Here is a 14,519-nt window from a genome sequence, read left to right as displayed (position 1 = left end):
GACTGCTTCGATGAACTGAAGCAACCTGCTACCGAAACCTACATAACTCATTGTTTACCAAGGAGTTTTCCGTTTCGACTGCGCCGGAAGTGGGGCGAATTATAGGCCTCCAGAATCTGCCGTCAACCTTTAATTTTGATTTTCTATCAAACAGTCGAGATTGATTAAAAAACCATCAAAAGGACGGCTCACCCATCCTATCTATATAGAAGAACACTCAAATCACGCCCACTTCCTTAAGGGCAGCCACATTCGCCACTCCCAACCCCAGCACCCGCTGTAAAACCTGGACTGTATGCTCTCCCAGTAAGGGCGGTGCGCTACGGTATTCCACAGGCGTCTTTGATAGCCGTATGGGACTCGCCACCTGAGGCACCATCCCTGCCAGCACATGAGGCAACTCCATCGCCAGCCCGCGCGCCTGAACCTGTGGATCAGCAAACACCTGTGCCAGATCATTGATCGGCCCACAAGGCACCCCAACCCGCTCCAACTGAGCAACCCATTCAGCCGTCGTCTTAAACACCGTAGCTTGACGAATCAGCGGTATCAGCTGCGCACGATTGGCCACCCGCGTCTTATTAGTAGAGAACCGCGGATCATCTGCCCACTGTGGCTGCCCAGCCACCTCAGCAAACTTGCGAAACTGCCCGTCATTACCTACCGTCAGGATGAAATCGCCGTCAGCCGTAGGAAAATCCTGATAAGGCACAATATTTGGATGTGCATTACCGAGGCGTTTAGGCGCTGCCCCCGTAGTCAGATAGTTCATAGCCTGATTAGCCAGGCAAGCCACCTGCACATCCAGCAGCGCCATATCGATATGCTGCCCGCCACCGTCATGATCCCGATGGGCGAGCGCCGCAAGAATCGCAACGGTCGAATAGAGCCCCGTGAGAATGTCAGTCAACGCCACGCCAACCTTTACCGGCCCAGCGCCCTCATCACCCTCGGGTCGTCCAGTCAGACTCATGAGCCCACCCAAACCCTGGATCATGAAGTCATAACCCGCGCGAGCCGCATAAGGCCCCGTCTGGCCAAAGCCTGTGATTGAGCAATAAATCAGCTCCGGGTTGATCTCCTTGAGCGACTCATAGTCCAAGCCATACGCCGCCAGGCCACCCACCTTGAAATTTTCGATCAAAATGTCGGACTTGGCAGCCAGGTCACGCACCAGCTTCTGCCCCTCCGGTCGCGTGAAGTCGATGGTCACCGACTCTTTATTGCGATTGGCCGACAGGTAATACGCCGCTTCACTGGTGTTCTCGCCATAGGCGTCCTTAAGAAAGGGCGGCCCCCAGGCGCGAGTGTCGTCGCCGCTGCCCGGTCGCTCGACCTTGATCACCTCAGCCCCAAGGTCCGCCAGTATCTGCCCGGACCACGGCCCCGCCAGTACCCGCGATAAATCCAGTACCCGCAGATGTGAAAGCGCGCCCATGCCGTGCTCCTATTAATAGAACGCCTGAAGACCGGTTTGCGCACGCCCAAGAATCAGGGCATGCACGTCGTGGGTACCTTCATAGGTGTTCACCACTTCCAGGTTGACCAGGTGACGCGCCACCCCGAACTCATCGGAAATACCGTTCCCACCCAGCATGTCCCGCGCCATGCGTGCGATATCCAGGGATTTGCCGCAAGAGTTGCGCTTCATGATCGACGTGATTTCAACCGCCGCCGTCCCCTCATCCTTCATGCGCCCCAGACGCAGGCAACCTTGCAGGGCCAAAGTGATTTCGGTCTGCATGTCAGCCAACTTCTTCTGGATCAACTGGGTAGCTGCCAACGGACGACCAAACTGCTGACGATCCAAGGTGTATTGACGAGCGGTGTGCCAGCAAAACTCGGCCGCACCCAATGCGCCCCAAGAGATGCCGTAACGCGCCGAGTTAAGACAGGTGAACGGCCCCTTCAAGCCACGCACATCCGGGAAGATGTTCTCCTCCGGCACAAAGACGTTATCCATGACGATCTCACCGGTAATCGAAGCCCGCAGGCCGACCTTGCCGTGAATCGCCGGCGCACTGAGGCCCTTCCAGCCTTTCTCCAGGACAAACCCACGGATATCACCGGCATCGTCCTTGCCCCACACCACGAACACATCCGCGATCGGACTATTGGTGATCCACATCTTGGCGCCCGTCAGGCTGTAGCCGCCTTCCACTTTGCGTGCACGAGTAATCATCGCGCCCGGATCGGAACCATGGTTAGGCTCGGTCAGCCCGAAACAACCAATCCACTCACCAGACGCCAACTTTGGCAGGTACTTCTGTTTCTGCGCTTCGGTGCCGAACTCATTGATTGGCACCATAACCAGTGACGACTGCACACTCATCATCGAGCGATACCCGGAGTCGACACGCTCAACTTCGCGGGCGATCAACCCATAGCTGACGTAATTCAAGCCGCTGCCACCGTACTGCTCGGGGATCATCGCGCCCAACAAGCCGGTTTCGCCCATTTCGCGAAAGATCGCAGGGTCTGTCTTTTCATGGCGGAAGGCTTCGAGTACACGCGGCGCCAGTTTGTCCTGGGCGAACTGCTCAGCACTGTCGCGCACCATGCGCTCTTCTTCGGTGAGCTGTTGATCCAGCAGCAGTGGATCGATCCAGTTGAAGCTTGCCTTGCCAGCCATGAATAAGTCCTCGCGAAGATAAATCAGAAGTCGTGGATGGAGCCTAGGCCGGGCGAGCGAGGAGGGCAAACGAGGTTTCTGCATAGGCTTGTGCTAATTTCTCACTTCGAAACACTTAATAGCGCCGCCTATGCGCTTTACATGTGAGGACAAGGTACATGCGCAGAAAAATCCCCAGCACGACCGCCCTTGTCAGCTTTGAAGCCGCAGCCCGCCACGAGAGCTTTACCAAGGCGGCGCACGAGCTCTCCATCACTCAGGGCGCTATCTGCCGGCAAATTGCGAGCCTTGAGGAGTTTTTAAGTGTCGAGCTGTTTCGCCGTTCGCGGCGCGGGGTCAAGCTGACGGAGGCGGGGCTGTCCTATAGTCGCCGTGTCGCTGCGCAGTTGGACGCGGTGGAGCGCGACACCTTGTCCGTCATGGGGCAGCAAGGCACCAACGTGATTGAGCTGGCCGTGGTCCCGACATTTGGCACCCAATGGCTGATACCGCGCCTCAAAGACTTCCAGCATCAACACCCAGAGGTGACGGTTAACCTCACCAACCGCACGCGCCCCTTTCTATTCGCCGATACCGAGTTCGACGCTGCGATCTACTTTGGCGATGCCGACTGGTCGGGCACCGAGTCCCACCGCCTGATGGGAGAAAACCCCGTTCCAGTGTGTAGCCCACGGTTACTCGGCAACCGCACGCAATTCAGCCCCCAGCAGATTGCCGAGCTGCCACTGCTGCAACAAACCACGCGCCCTTATGCCTGGCGTCATTGGTTCAACGCCCAGCAACTGAACATCCCCCGTGACATGACAGGGCCGCGTTACGAGCTATTCTCGATGTTGTCCCAGGCAGCCATGCATGACATGGGCATAGCATTGATCCCTCCATTCCTGATTCAGCGCGAACTGGACGAGCGTCAACTGGTCATCGCGAGCCCAGAAGCGCTAACCAGCTCGAAGGCTTACTACCTGATGATTCCTGACAGAAAAGTCGAATCAGCCTCGCTGCACGCATTCAGAGATTGGCTGATCGATCAATCACAGCGCTACACCCCCAGCATTTAAAGGGAAATCAAATTTACTGACTTTGTAGTCAGTAAAAACAAGATCCTACAGATATACGTATATGTCGCATTTCAACAGACTGTACTTGCCGACTTAAAATACGGCTCAAAGCCATGATCTTCATGGCTTGTAGCGAATATCACAAGCCGATGCCCGACTATTCACACCAACGATAACAAAATCCTCTGAAAACGCCTGAAGCCCTTTAAACCCATGTATTTGAAGCGGTTATTTCAGAGTGTTGCGACAATCAGTCACAGGGTGACTTGTAGTTAATTTTTCGTCACCCGTCATAATCCCTTGAAGGCCGTAAAGTTCGCCTGCAAAATGCCGCGCCCCGCTGTCATTTCAGCGGGATCGTGCTGATCGGCCGCCCCAGATGCGCCCCTCACGGTGCACTGGCCTTTTTACAAAAAGATCAAAAGCAAAAAGATCATGCAGGAGATTTGACGTGCACATTGGTGTTCCTCTCGAAACCCAGACCGGTGAAACGCGGGTGGCTGCCACCCCGGAAACCATCAAGAAGCTGATCGGCCAGGGCCATAAGGTCACTGTACAAAGCGGTGCCGGCATTAAGGCCAGCATCACTGACAGTGCCTATGAAACGGCAGGCGCAACCATTGGCAGTGCCAACGATGCGTTTGGCGCCGAGCTGATTCTCAAGGTGGTAGCCCCCAGCGACAGCGAACTCACGCTGATCAAAAGCGGCACCGTATTGGTGGGCATGCTCAACCCGTTCAGCAACGAAACCATCACCAAGCTCGCCGAGCGCGGCATCACCGCCTTTGCCCTCGAAGCTGCGCCGCGCACCTCGCGCGCTCAAAGCCTCGACGTGCTGTCGTCCCAGGCCAACATCGCCGGTTATAAGGCCGTGCTGCTCGCCGCGCATCACTATCCGCGCTTTATGCCGATGCTGATGACCGCCGCCGGTACCGTCAAAGCAGCGCGCGTGTTGATCCTCGGCGCTGGTGTTGCTGGCCTACAGGCCATCGCCACGGCGAAACGTCTGGGTGCGGTGATCGAAGCGTCTGACGTGCGTCCGGCCGTAAAAGAGCAGATCGAGTCCCTCGGCGCCAAGTTCGTCGACGTGCCGTACGAGACCGACGAAGAACGCGAATGCGCCGTCGGCGTCGGTGGCTACGCCCGCCCAATGCCAAGCAGCTGGATGCAACGCCAGGCCCTGGCCGTGCACGAGCGCGCCAAGCAGGCCGATATCGTCATCACCACCGCGCTGATCCCGGGCCGCAAGGCGCCGACCCTGCTCAGCGCCGACACCGTCGCGCAGATGAAACCAGGCTCGGTGGTCATCGACCTCGCCGCCGCCCAAGGTGGCAACTGCCCGCTGACCGTCGCTGACGAAGTCGTGGTGGAAAACGGCGTGATCATCTGCGGCCCGACCAACCTCGCCGGTGCTGTCGCCGCCGATGCGTCAGCCTTGTACGCGCGCAACCTGCTGGACTTCCTGAAGCTGGTCTTCACCCAGGAAGGGCAGTTTGAAATCAACCTCGAAGACGACATCGTCGCCGCGTGCCTGATGTGCCGCGACGGCCAAGTCATCCGCAAAAACGCCTAAGCAGGGATTCAGACGATGGAAGAGCTTATCTCCCCCGGTATCTACAACCTGATCATCTTTGTGCTGGCGATTTATGTCGGTTACCACGTGGTCTGGAACGTGACACCCGCGCTGCACACGCCGCTGATGGCGGTGACCAACGCGATTTCCGCGATCGTGATCGTCGGCGCCATGCTGGCCGCCGCCCTCACCGTGACCCCGCTGGGCAAGACCATGGGCACCCTGGCCGTGGCCCTGGCGGCGGTGAACGTGTTCGGCGGTTTCCTGGTGACGCGTAGGATGCTTGAGATGTTCAAGAAGAAAGCCCCGAAAGTAAAAGAAGAGGCGCCGAAGTAATGAGCATGAATCTGGTAACGACGCTCTACCTGATCGCGTCGATCTGCTTCATCCAGGCCCTCAAAGGCCTGTCGCACCCAACCACCTCGCGTCGCGGCAACCTGTTTGGCATGCTCGGCATGGCGCTGGCGGTGCTGACCACCGTGGGCCTCATCTACAAGCTAGGCGCGGAGCTGGCGACTGCCGGTATCGGCTACGTGATTGTCGGCCTACTGGTCGGCGGCACCGCCGGTTCGATCATGGCCAAGCGCGTAGAAATGACCAAGATGCCGGAGCTGGTGGCGTTCATGCACAGCATGATCGGCCTGGCCGCGGTGTTCATTGCGATTGCCGCCGTGGTCGAGCCGCAATCCCTGGGTATCGTTAAACACCTCGGTGATGCGATTCCAGCCGGTAACCGCCTGGAACTGTTCCTCGGTGCAGCTATCGGTGCCATCACCTTCTCCGGTTCGGTGATTGCCTTCGGCAAGCTGTCGGGCAAATACAAGTTCCGCCTGTTCCAGGGCGCACCGGTACAGTTCGGCGGCCAGCACAAGATCAACCTGGTGCTCGGTCTGCTGACCCTGGGCCTGGGCTTGGCCTTTATGTTCACCGGCAACCTCACCGCGTTCGCGCTGATGCTGGCCCTGGCGTTCGTGCTGGGCGTGCTGATCATCATCCCAATCGGCGGCGCCGACATGCCGGTCGTGGTGTCGATGCTCAACAGCTACTCCGGTTGGGCCGCAGCGGGTATCGGTTTCTCGCTGAACAACTCGATGCTGATCATCGCCGGTTCCTTGGTGGGCTCCAGCGGCGCGATCCTGTCGTACATCATGTGCAAGGCGATGAACCGCTCCTTCTTTAATGTACTGCTCGGCGGTTTCGGCAATGCGCCGGATGCCGGTGCCGCAGCTGGCTCCAAAGAAGCCCGCCCGGTCAAATCCGGCTCGGCCGACGATGCGACCTTCCTGCTGACCAACGCCGACACTGTGATCATCGTTCCAGGCTACGGCTTGGCTGTGGCGCGGGCGCAACACGCGCTCAAGGAACTGACCGAGAAACTCACCCACCGCGGCGTCACCGTAAAGTACGCAATCCACCCGGTGGCAGGCCGCATGCCCGGCCACATGAACGTTCTGCTCGCCGAGGCCGAAGTGCCTTACGATCAGGTGTTCGAGATGGAAGACATCAACTCCGAGTTCGGCCAGGCCGACGTGGTGCTGGTGTTGGGCGCCAACGACGTGGTCAACCCGGCGGCCAAGAACGATCCGAACTCGCCGATTGCCGGCATGCCGATCCTCGAAGCGTTCAAGGCCAAGACCATCATCGTCAACAAGCGCTCGATGGCCAGCGGTTATGCCGGTCTGGATAACGAACTGTTCTACCTGGATAAGACCATGATGGTCTTTGGTGACGCGAAGAAGGTCATCGAAGACATGGTCAAAGCCGTCGAGTAACACTGCTGCAACGCAATACTCGAAACCCCGGCCTCTTGTAGGCTGGGGTTTTTTATTACTTCATGAAACCCGACCAAAGGCTCTAAATCGCTGCCCGGCATTCGACCATGGTAGCGGGCCGAAATTATTTGAAATCACTAAACTGCGCACCTTGCTTCCGTAGCCTGAGATAAGAATCCATGTACCGTGATCGCATCCGCTTGCCTTCGTTGTTAGACAAGGTCATGAGCGCGGCCGACGCCGCCGCACTGATCGAAGACGGCATGACCGTCGGCATGAGCGGCTTCACCCGCGCCGGTGAAGCCAAGGCCGTGCCCCACGCCTTGGCCGAGCGCGCCAAGACGTCGCCGCTGAAAATCACCCTGATGACCGGCGCCAGCCTGGGCAACGACCTGGACAAGCAACTGACCGAAGCCGGCGTGCTGTCCCGACGCATGCCGTTTCAGGTCGACAGCACCCTGCGCAAGGCGATCAACGCGGGCGAAGTGATGTTTATCGACCAGCACCTGTCGGAAACCGTTGAGCAGCTGCGCAACAACCAGCTCAAGCTGCCGGACATCGCCGTAATTGAAGCGGTGGCGATTACCGAGCAAGGCCACATCGTGCCGACCACTTCGGTGGGCAACTCGGCCAGCTTCGCGATTTTCGCCAAGCAGGTGATCGTCGAGATCAACATGGCGCACAACCCGAACCTGGAAGGGTTGCACGACATCTATATCCCGACCTACCGCCCAACGCGTACACCGATCCCATTGGTAAAAGTCGACGACCGCATCGGCAGCACCGCGATCCCGATCCCGCCGGAGAAGATCGTCGGCATCGTCATCACCAACCAGGCCGACTCCGCCTCCACGGTGACACCGCCTGACAGCGACACCCAAGGCATCGCCAATCACCTGATCAACTTCCTCAAGCAGGAAGTGAACGCCGGGCGCATGACCAACAAGCTCGGGCCACTGCAGGCGGGCATCGGCAATATCGCCAACGCGGTGATGTGCGGCTTGATCGACTCGCCGTTCGAAGACCTGACGATGTACTCGGAAGTATTGCAGGATTCGACATTCGACCTGATCGACGCCGGCAAGCTGAGCTTCGCCTCGGGCAGCTCGATCACCCTGTCGGAACGTCGCAATGCCGACGTGTTCGGCAACCTGGAACACTATAAGGACAAGCTGGTGCTGCGCCCGCAGGAGATCTCCAACCACCCGGAGGTGGTACGTCGCCTGGGCATTATCGGGATCAACACTGCGCTGGAGTTCGACATCTACGGCAACGTCAACTCCACCCACGTCTGCGGCACGCGCATGATGAACGGTATCGGCGGCTCCGGGGACTTTGCGCGCAACGCGCACTTGGCGATCTTCGTCACCAAGTCGATTGCCAAGGGCGGGGCGATTTCCAGTGTGGTGCCGATGGTCAGCCATGTGGACCACACCGAACATGACGTCGACATCCTGGTGACCGAAGTCGGGTTGGCTGACCTGCGCGGCCTGGCGCCACGGGAGCGGGCACGGGTAATCATCGACAACTGCGTGCACCCAGCCTATCGCGATGCGCTCAACACTTACTTCGATGCGGCCTGTGCCATCGGCGGTCATACACCGCACATTCTGCGTGAAGCACTCAGTTGGCACATTAACCTGGAAGAAACCGGGCATATGCTCAAAGCGTGATTGATACAGATCCGAGCTGATGCAAACACAGTTTCATCGGCTCGGTGGTATCCCCTGGCATTCTGAAAAAAACTGTACTGCTGTACCGGTCATTTCCTACCGAAATATCCCACATCACTCACTGAAATTGCCCATTTCGCACTGTTTCAGTGCGGACAGGTACAGTTGCCCCATTTCCGTACAGTACAGCCCCCTTAAACAGTTAACTGGCCCCTCACAATACAGGTGAACTGTATCTAGAGAGTGTTGCGTCGGAGGAGGATCATTGGCATCAGTTAAACCACTACCTAATCCCGCCACAAGCGGAAGGATGTCATCATGGAACGTACACTCAGTTCCGATCTGTTCTTCGAAGAAAAAGCTGTAAACACCCAGGCTTCCCTGCCTTTGCGCGTTATCGCCAACCTGATGTTGTGGCAGCGCCGCATCTCCAGCCGCCATCAACTGGCTCGTCTGGATTCGCGTCTGCTGGCTGACGCCGGTATCAGCGAAGCTCAACGCTACGAAGAGCTGAGCAAGCCGTTCTGGCGCTAATTGGCGCTCGCTGGCCCTGACCTGTAGGGTCCACTGCCAGCAACCAGATTTGTCAAAACAAAGCCCGCCCCGGGAGACCGGAGGCGGGCTTTGTTGTTTCTGGGATATCGGTTTTGAGCACTTGAACAGTAGACGTTCAAATCAATAGGTACAGTTTAAAAAACATAACAATTAAGCAGTACAATTTTGCATTGGTGTATCTGTATCAGTAACGGCAGCTCACCCAACATGGTGTTCCATAACCTTATAAAAGGCGCACGCCATGGATACCCAACCCCCTCTTTATAGACAACTGCTTAACAAAACAGCTTCCACCCTGGCGAAATGGGCGCGCCAAGCCCGCGAGCGACGCCAACTGGCTCAGCTGGATCGACGCGAACTGTCCGACGTGGGCATCAGCCCCAGCGATCGCCTGACTGAACTGTCCAAGCCTTTCTGGCGTGACTAGGCAGTCAAGAGGCTTTCCGAACGGATAAACGGCGGCTTAATATCCAGCCACTGCGTGGCGAACTGTTTAGATCAGGCGTCTGATCCACAACGGCTGCCCTGTGCCACGTTATCCGTTCACCTAAAGGAGTCACCCCATGTCCCGTCTTCGCCTGCTAACTGCTGCTGCCTTGTTAGCCGTGGCCGCCAACGCCACTGCGACCAGCCTGATCGTGACCACTGACTCGATCGTTGGCGCGCTCAAAGCGACCTCCGATGCCACTTCCGATGCCACCTCGTCCCTGCGCGACAACAAGGTCGTGCGTGCCGCCCGTGACGACGCCGCCAGTTTTGTCGCCAGCGAAGGTGCCATCCGTGGCGTGAAACTGGAGAGCGCCCTGGCCCAGATCCGCCAACAAGCGCCACAACTGAACACCGCGACGGACACACAACTGGCCCAAGCCATCCTGGCGATCTGACCAACGGCCCGATGCCCAGGCGCTGGCTCTCGCCCGGGCATTGCGCTAGCCTTGGCGCTCGCTTTCAGTTATCGAGTCCCATGGCTTTTTCATACCGCCTGTTAATAGTCCCTGTTTTGTTTTGCGCTGGCTCGTCGCCATTGGCTTCGGCCTTTGATGTGACCACCCAGGGCACCGTCGCAAGTGCGTACGCCACCAGCAAAGTGACTTCCGCGCCCTTCGACCGCAAGGTGATCGTAGCCGCCCAGGATGACGCGGCCGCGTTCATCGCCACTGACGGCCAATGGCGCGGAGCGCGGCTGGAATCGGCGCTGGATTACCTGCGCCGCACCCAGCCAAAACTTAACGCCAGCGACCGTGAACTGGCGCAAGCAATTCTCGTCCAATAATCATCTGTGTATTTCCGTCTTTGTAATTGGAGTTATTCCATGCGTAGCCCGCTGATCGCCGCCACCCTTGGCCTGTTGTTGTTGGCCGACGTTGCCCAGGCACATACCCTGGTGGCCACCAGTAACATCATTGTTCGCGCCTCCGGCCGCACCATTGATTTCACCTCGGACACCACCACCTCCATCCGCGACTCCAAAATCGTGCGCGAAGCCCACGATGACGCCGCCAGCTTCGTCGCCACCAACGGCGAGATCCGTGGCGCGCAACTCGAAGCCGCCTTCGACACCCTGCGCACCCGCGTGCCAGAAGCCCGAGACGCCAGCGACCAGACCCTCGCCGAAGCTATCCTCGCTCTGTGAGGCGCCTCGCCGCCTGGCTATTGGCCGGGGCTGTGCTGCTCAGTGCAGGCGCAGCCCAGGCCGGCCTGCAACTGCGGCTCAAGACCGAGGGCTTGAGCCCAGCCCAGCAGCAGGCCAGCCAGGCATTGCTTGATGAAGCGATGCGCTCACTGCCGCCGCGCTTTATCGAGCAACTCGACCGGCGCATCGATGTCGGCTGGACCGACAAAATGCCCGAGAACGCCTACGGCCAGGCCTCGCTGGTGTCCGAACTGGACCTCAACAGCAACCTGCTCGCCAGCCTGACCGATGGCACGGCCGCCACCCAGAAAACCAATCGCCCCCATGGCACCGTGCGCCGGGAAATGCTTGCCACCGTGCTGCATGAACTGACCCACCTCTATGACCGTGCGCGTCTGTGGTCCAAAGACGAACGCGCGCTGATCAATCGCTGCAGCCGCCAGAACAACATCACCGGCCTGATCGGCCTGCCCGATCAATGCCGTGGCCAGAACGACCGCCGCTTCACCTTAAGCGATGACCCGCGCCTGCTGGACCTTGCCGGTTGGCCGCAATACGTTGGCCGTCGCGGTGAGCGCGAGCAGCACAACCATCAGGTTGCCCGCAGCCCGGATATCTACGAAACCACCAGCCCGCTGGAATTCGTCGCGGTCAACATGGAGTACTTCCTGCTCGACCCCAGCTACGGCTGCCGACGCCCCGCACTGTTTCGTTATTACAAGGAACACTTCGGCTGGGCGCCGCCCGAACAGGACGCCTGCGCCAAGACCTACCCCTTCCTGAACGCAGGCAACGACTTCGCCAAGACCCCCCTGGGCCAAATCGACCCGGAGCGCGTCTACGAGATCGACTACCTGCTGGCCGAAGCCAACCAGAACCTGGTCAGCCGCTGGGGCCACAGCATGTTGCGCTTGGTGATCTGCGCGCCCGGCCGCCCACGTGGCCCGGATTGCCGGTTGGATCTGGATCAACACCTGGTGTTGTCCTACCGCGCCTTCGTCGGTGACGTACAGCTATCGAGCTGGGATGGCCTGGTGGGCAAATACCCATCCCGGCTGTTCGTGCTGCCGCTGGCCCAGGTGATCGACGAATACACCAAGACCGAACTGCGTGGCCTAGCCTCCGTGCCCTTGAAACTGAGCCGCCAGGAGATCAACGACACCGTTGAGCACGCTGCCGAGATGCATTGGAGCTACGACGGCAGCTACTTCTTCATTTCCAATAACTGTGCGGTGGAGAGCCTGAAGCTGTTGCGCAGCGGCAGCGCCAACCCGCAATTGACCGGCCTGGACAACATCACCCCCAACGGTTTGCTGGAAGTCTTGAGCGCTCGCGGCTTGGCCGATACCAGCGTGCTCGACGACAAACGCAACGCCCTGCGCCTGGGCTATCACTTCGACTCCTTCCGCGAACGCTACCAGGCAATGTTCGACGTGTTGCGCAAGCATCTGCCGATCAAGCAGACCCAGGTCGAAGACTGGCTATCCCTCAGCGCCGCCGAGCGCCGCCCCTGGTTCGACCAGGCAGACCTGCGCACCAGCGCCGCACTGCTGCTATTGGAACAGGCCAGCTATCGCAAGCAATTGATGCTGGCCCAGGATGAAGTCAAACAACGCTACCTCGGTGCCCGCGAGCTGAAAAACGGCGGCATGGAGAAAGCCAACAACACCCTGCAACAGATCCTCGCCAACAGCGGCTTCCTCAGTCGCCCGGCGGAGCTGCTGGACAGCGGTGGCTACGGTTTGCCGCAACCGTCGGAAGCCAAGCGCCTGGAGTCGGAGAGTGCCGAGCGCCAGAAGCAGCTGCAATCGCTGACCGGCGACTTGGATAAAGAGGTGAGGGCGTTGCTGGATCCAGCCCGGGCTGATGAGATTGCGGCGTGTGAGGCCAACCTCAAGCAGGTCGGGGAACACTTGCGCAAACTGCACAAAGCCGCCGGCGGTCTCGAACTGCCCTGATATCTCCCCGCAAACACACTCTGAATGTGGGAGCTGGCTTGCCAGCTCCCACATTGGATCTCCATACACTTAAAGATTGTGCAGCTTCCCTTCATCACCTGTTTTCCCAGCGAAAGCTGGCTGAAAGCTTTCCCGTCTAGGATCGCCTCCAACTGCCGGCAACAGACCGGCTGTACACAACAACAATGGTGATTCCCGATGTCCGCCCGTACCCGCCTGTTCGCCCCAACTCCACCCGTACGCCTCGTGCCTTCCGTTCTGCGCTGAACCCCATCCGGTTCGCCATTCCCTAGCCGCGCTACGCCTGGAGTATTCCTATGCTGACTTTCCTTGGCTTTGCCATGGTCATCACGTTCATGTTCCTGATCATGACCAAGCGCCTGTCCGCGCTGATCGCCTTGATCATCGTGCCGATCCTGTTCGCGCTGTTCGGCGGGTTTGCGCCCGAGATCGGCCCGATGATGCTTGCGGGCATCACCAAGCTGGCGCCCACCGGCGTGATGCTGATGTTCGCCATCCTCTACTTTGCCCTGATGATCGACTCCGGCCTGTTCGACCCGGCCGTGCGCAAGATCCTCAAGATGGTCAAGGGCGACCCGCTCAAGGTCTCGGTCGGCACTGCCGTGCTGGCCTTGGTGGTGTCCCTCGACGGTGATGGCGCCACCACCTACATGATCTGCGTGGCCGCCATGCTGCCGCTGTACCAACGCATCGGCATGAGCCCACGGATCATGGCCGGCCTGATCATCCTCGCCGGTGGCGTGATGAACATGACCCCCTGGGGCGGCCCGACCGCCCGTGCCGCCAGCGCGCTGCACGTGGACCCATCGGATATTTTCGTACCGATGATCCCGGCGATGGCCGCAGGTGTGGTCGCGATCCTGGTGATTGCCTACATGTACGGTAAGCGCGAACGCGCACGCTTGGGTGAACTGCACCTGCAAGGCGACGAAATCGACCACAGCGAAATTAGTGTGTCCCAATTCCCGGACGCCCGCCGTCCGAAGCTGATCTGGTTCAACGGCGCGCTGACCTTCGCCCTGATGTGCACCCTGATCGCCGGCCTGTTGCCGCTGCCCGTGCTGTTCATGGTGGCGTTCAGTATCGCGATGATCGTCAACTACCCGTGCCTGCAGATGCAGAAAGACCGCATTGCCGCCCACTCCGGCAGCGTGCTGGCTGTGACTGGCCTGATCTTCGCCGCCGGTATCTTCACCGGCATTCTGTCGGGCACCGGCATGGTCGATGCCATGTCCAAGAGCCTGCTGGCGGTCATCCCTGACGCTCTGGGCCCATACCTGGCGGTGATCACCGCGCTGGTGAGCATGCCGTTCACCTTCTTCATGTCCAACGATGCGTTCTACTACGGCGTACTGCCAGTACTCGCCGAAGCCGCCAGTCACTACGGCATCACGGCCGTGGAAATGGCCCGCGCCTCTATCGTTGGCCAGCCTGTGCACTTGCTCAGCCCGCTGGTGCCGTCCACCTACCTGTTGGTGGCCCTGGCCGGTATCGAATTTGGCGATCACCAGCGCTTCACCCTCAAGTGGGCAGTGCTGGTGTGCCTGTGCATAATGTTCGCCGCGTTGCTGATGGGGATTTTTCCGCTGTTCAGCACTCTATAATCGTACCAACCCAACCGCGCGGCGCTGCAGCTTGCGCGGT

At 59.2% G+C, this 14,519-nt stretch carries 14 protein-coding genes; 12 read left to right on the top strand and 2 right to left on the bottom strand.

Features of this window, described 5'->3' with window-relative positions:
- Positions 1 to 217: 217 nt before the first annotated feature.
- Both ACLD1Y_RS25905 and ACLD1Y_RS25900 read right to left on the bottom strand, forming a co-directional pair.
- Positions 218 to 1,438, bottom strand: coding sequence for a CaiB/BaiF CoA transferase family protein (locus ACLD1Y_RS25905; RefSeq protein WP_429480590.1), 1,221 nt, complete (start codon positions 1,436 to 1,438; stop codon positions 218 to 220).
- Positions 1,439 to 1,450: 12 nt separating this feature from the next.
- Positions 1,451 to 2,632 carry an acyl-CoA dehydrogenase gene (locus tag ACLD1Y_RS25900; RefSeq protein WP_010207882.1) on the bottom strand — a complete coding sequence of 394 codons (1,182 nt, stop codon included), beginning with the start codon at positions 2,630 to 2,632 and terminating at the stop codon, positions 1,451 to 1,453.
- Positions 2,633 to 2,790: 158 nt separating this feature from the next.
- Between ACLD1Y_RS25900 and ACLD1Y_RS25895 the strand changes: the two genes are divergently transcribed.
- From ACLD1Y_RS25895 to ACLD1Y_RS25840, 12 genes are all read left to right on the top strand, one after another.
- Entirely contained in the window at positions 2,791 to 3,690 is a 900-nt protein-coding gene (locus ACLD1Y_RS25895; protein WP_429480589.1) for a LysR family transcriptional regulator, read from the top strand.
- Positions 3,691 to 4,141: 451 nt separating this feature from the next.
- Complete coding sequence (locus ACLD1Y_RS25890; protein ID WP_429480588.1) at positions 4,142 to 5,263, top strand: Re/Si-specific NAD(P)(+) transhydrogenase subunit alpha; 1,122 nt, start codon at positions 4,142 to 4,144, stop codon at positions 5,261 to 5,263.
- A 15-nt stretch (positions 5,264 to 5,278) separates the two neighbouring features.
- Positions 5,279 to 5,599 (top strand): NAD(P) transhydrogenase subunit alpha, encoded by a 321-nt coding sequence (locus tag ACLD1Y_RS25885; protein ID WP_003187417.1) that lies wholly within the window; start codon positions 5,279 to 5,281, stop codon positions 5,597 to 5,599.
- A complete protein-coding gene (locus ACLD1Y_RS25880; RefSeq protein ID WP_150674601.1) occupies positions 5,599 to 7,035 on the top strand; it encodes an NAD(P)(+) transhydrogenase (Re/Si-specific) subunit beta in 1,437 nt (478 codons plus the stop codon). Before ACLD1Y_RS25885 ends, ACLD1Y_RS25880 begins: the two co-directional genes overlap by 1 nt.
- 179 nt (positions 7,036 to 7,214) lie before the next feature.
- The gene (locus ACLD1Y_RS25875; RefSeq protein ID WP_429480587.1) at positions 7,215 to 8,708 is read left to right on the top strand and encodes an acetyl-CoA hydrolase/transferase family protein; all 1,494 of its coding nucleotides are present in this window, start codon (positions 7,215 to 7,217) and stop codon (positions 8,706 to 8,708) included.
- 318 nt (positions 8,709 to 9,026) lie between these two features.
- Positions 9,027 to 9,242, top strand: coding sequence for a DUF1127 domain-containing protein (locus ACLD1Y_RS25870; protein ID WP_010168694.1), 216 nt, complete (start codon positions 9,027 to 9,029; stop codon positions 9,240 to 9,242).
- 262 nt (positions 9,243 to 9,504) lie between these two features.
- Positions 9,505 to 9,690: a DUF1127 domain-containing protein gene (locus ACLD1Y_RS25865; RefSeq protein WP_429480586.1), complete on the top strand. Its 186-nt coding sequence runs from the start codon at positions 9,505 to 9,507 to the stop codon at positions 9,688 to 9,690.
- A gap of 136 nt (positions 9,691 to 9,826) precedes the next feature.
- Positions 9,827 to 10,147 carry a DUF2388 domain-containing protein gene (locus tag ACLD1Y_RS25860; protein ID WP_429480585.1) on the top strand — a complete coding sequence of 107 codons (321 nt, stop codon included), beginning with the start codon at positions 9,827 to 9,829 and terminating at the stop codon, positions 10,145 to 10,147.
- Positions 10,148 to 10,227: 80 nt separating this feature from the next.
- Complete coding sequence (locus tag ACLD1Y_RS25855) at positions 10,228 to 10,536, top strand: DUF2388 domain-containing protein (RefSeq protein WP_429480584.1); 309 nt, start codon at positions 10,228 to 10,230, stop codon at positions 10,534 to 10,536.
- Positions 10,537 to 10,575: 39 nt separating this feature from the next.
- Complete coding sequence (locus tag ACLD1Y_RS25850) at positions 10,576 to 10,896, top strand: DUF2388 domain-containing protein (protein WP_024072651.1); 321 nt, start codon at positions 10,576 to 10,578, stop codon at positions 10,894 to 10,896.
- Positions 10,893 to 12,854: a DUF4105 domain-containing protein gene (locus ACLD1Y_RS25845; RefSeq protein ID WP_429480583.1), complete on the top strand. Its 1,962-nt coding sequence runs from the start codon at positions 10,893 to 10,895 to the stop codon at positions 12,852 to 12,854. Before ACLD1Y_RS25850 ends, ACLD1Y_RS25845 begins: the two co-directional genes overlap by 4 nt.
- 317 nt (positions 12,855 to 13,171) lie before the next feature.
- On the top strand, positions 13,172 to 14,479 hold the full coding sequence (locus ACLD1Y_RS25840; protein ID WP_194937315.1) for a CitMHS family transporter: 1,308 nt from the start codon (positions 13,172 to 13,174) through the stop codon (positions 14,477 to 14,479).
- Positions 14,480 to 14,519: the final 40 nt, after the last annotated feature.

Origin of the sequence: Pseudomonas sp. 18175 (genome assembly GCF_050432925.1) — a bacterium.
In the GTDB taxonomy this organism is placed as follows: Bacteria; Pseudomonadota; Gammaproteobacteria; order Pseudomonadales; family Pseudomonadaceae; genus Aquipseudomonas.
This window is presented reverse-complemented; position numbering and strand designations above follow the sequence as displayed.

Bases quoted from the DNA above. Each gene is read 5' to 3' on its own strand.
- ACLD1Y_RS25840 (WP_194937315.1), top strand. From the start codon at position 13,172: ATGCTGACTTTCCTTGGCTTTGCCATGGTCATCACGTTCATGTTCCTG.
- ACLD1Y_RS25860 (WP_429480585.1), top strand. From the start codon at position 9,827: ATGTCCCGTCTTCGCCTGCTAACTGCTGCTGCCTTGTTAGCCGTGGCC.
- ACLD1Y_RS25850 (WP_024072651.1), top strand. From the start codon at position 10,576: ATGCGTAGCCCGCTGATCGCCGCCACCCTTGGCCTGTTGTTGTTGGCC.
- ACLD1Y_RS25895 (WP_429480589.1), top strand. From the start codon at position 2,791: ATGCGCAGAAAAATCCCCAGCACGACCGCCCTTGTCAGCTTTGAAGCC.
- ACLD1Y_RS25885 (WP_003187417.1), top strand. From the start codon at position 5,279: ATGGAAGAGCTTATCTCCCCCGGTATCTACAACCTGATCATCTTTGTG.
- ACLD1Y_RS25875 (WP_429480587.1), top strand. From the start codon at position 7,215: ATGTACCGTGATCGCATCCGCTTGCCTTCGTTGTTAGACAAGGTCATG.
- ACLD1Y_RS25880 (WP_150674601.1), top strand. From the start codon at position 5,599: ATGAGCATGAATCTGGTAACGACGCTCTACCTGATCGCGTCGATCTGC.
- ACLD1Y_RS25865 (WP_429480586.1), top strand. From the start codon at position 9,505: ATGGATACCCAACCCCCTCTTTATAGACAACTGCTTAACAAAACAGCT.
- ACLD1Y_RS25905 (WP_429480590.1), bottom strand. From the start codon at position 1,438: ATGGGCGCGCTTTCACATCTGCGGGTACTGGATTTATCGCGGGTACTG.
- ACLD1Y_RS25900 (WP_010207882.1), bottom strand. From the start codon at position 2,632: ATGGCTGGCAAGGCAAGCTTCAACTGGATCGATCCACTGCTGCTGGAT.
- ACLD1Y_RS25855 (WP_429480584.1), top strand. From the start codon at position 10,228: ATGGCTTTTTCATACCGCCTGTTAATAGTCCCTGTTTTGTTTTGCGCT.
- ACLD1Y_RS25870 (WP_010168694.1), top strand. From the start codon at position 9,027: ATGGAACGTACACTCAGTTCCGATCTGTTCTTCGAAGAAAAAGCTGTA.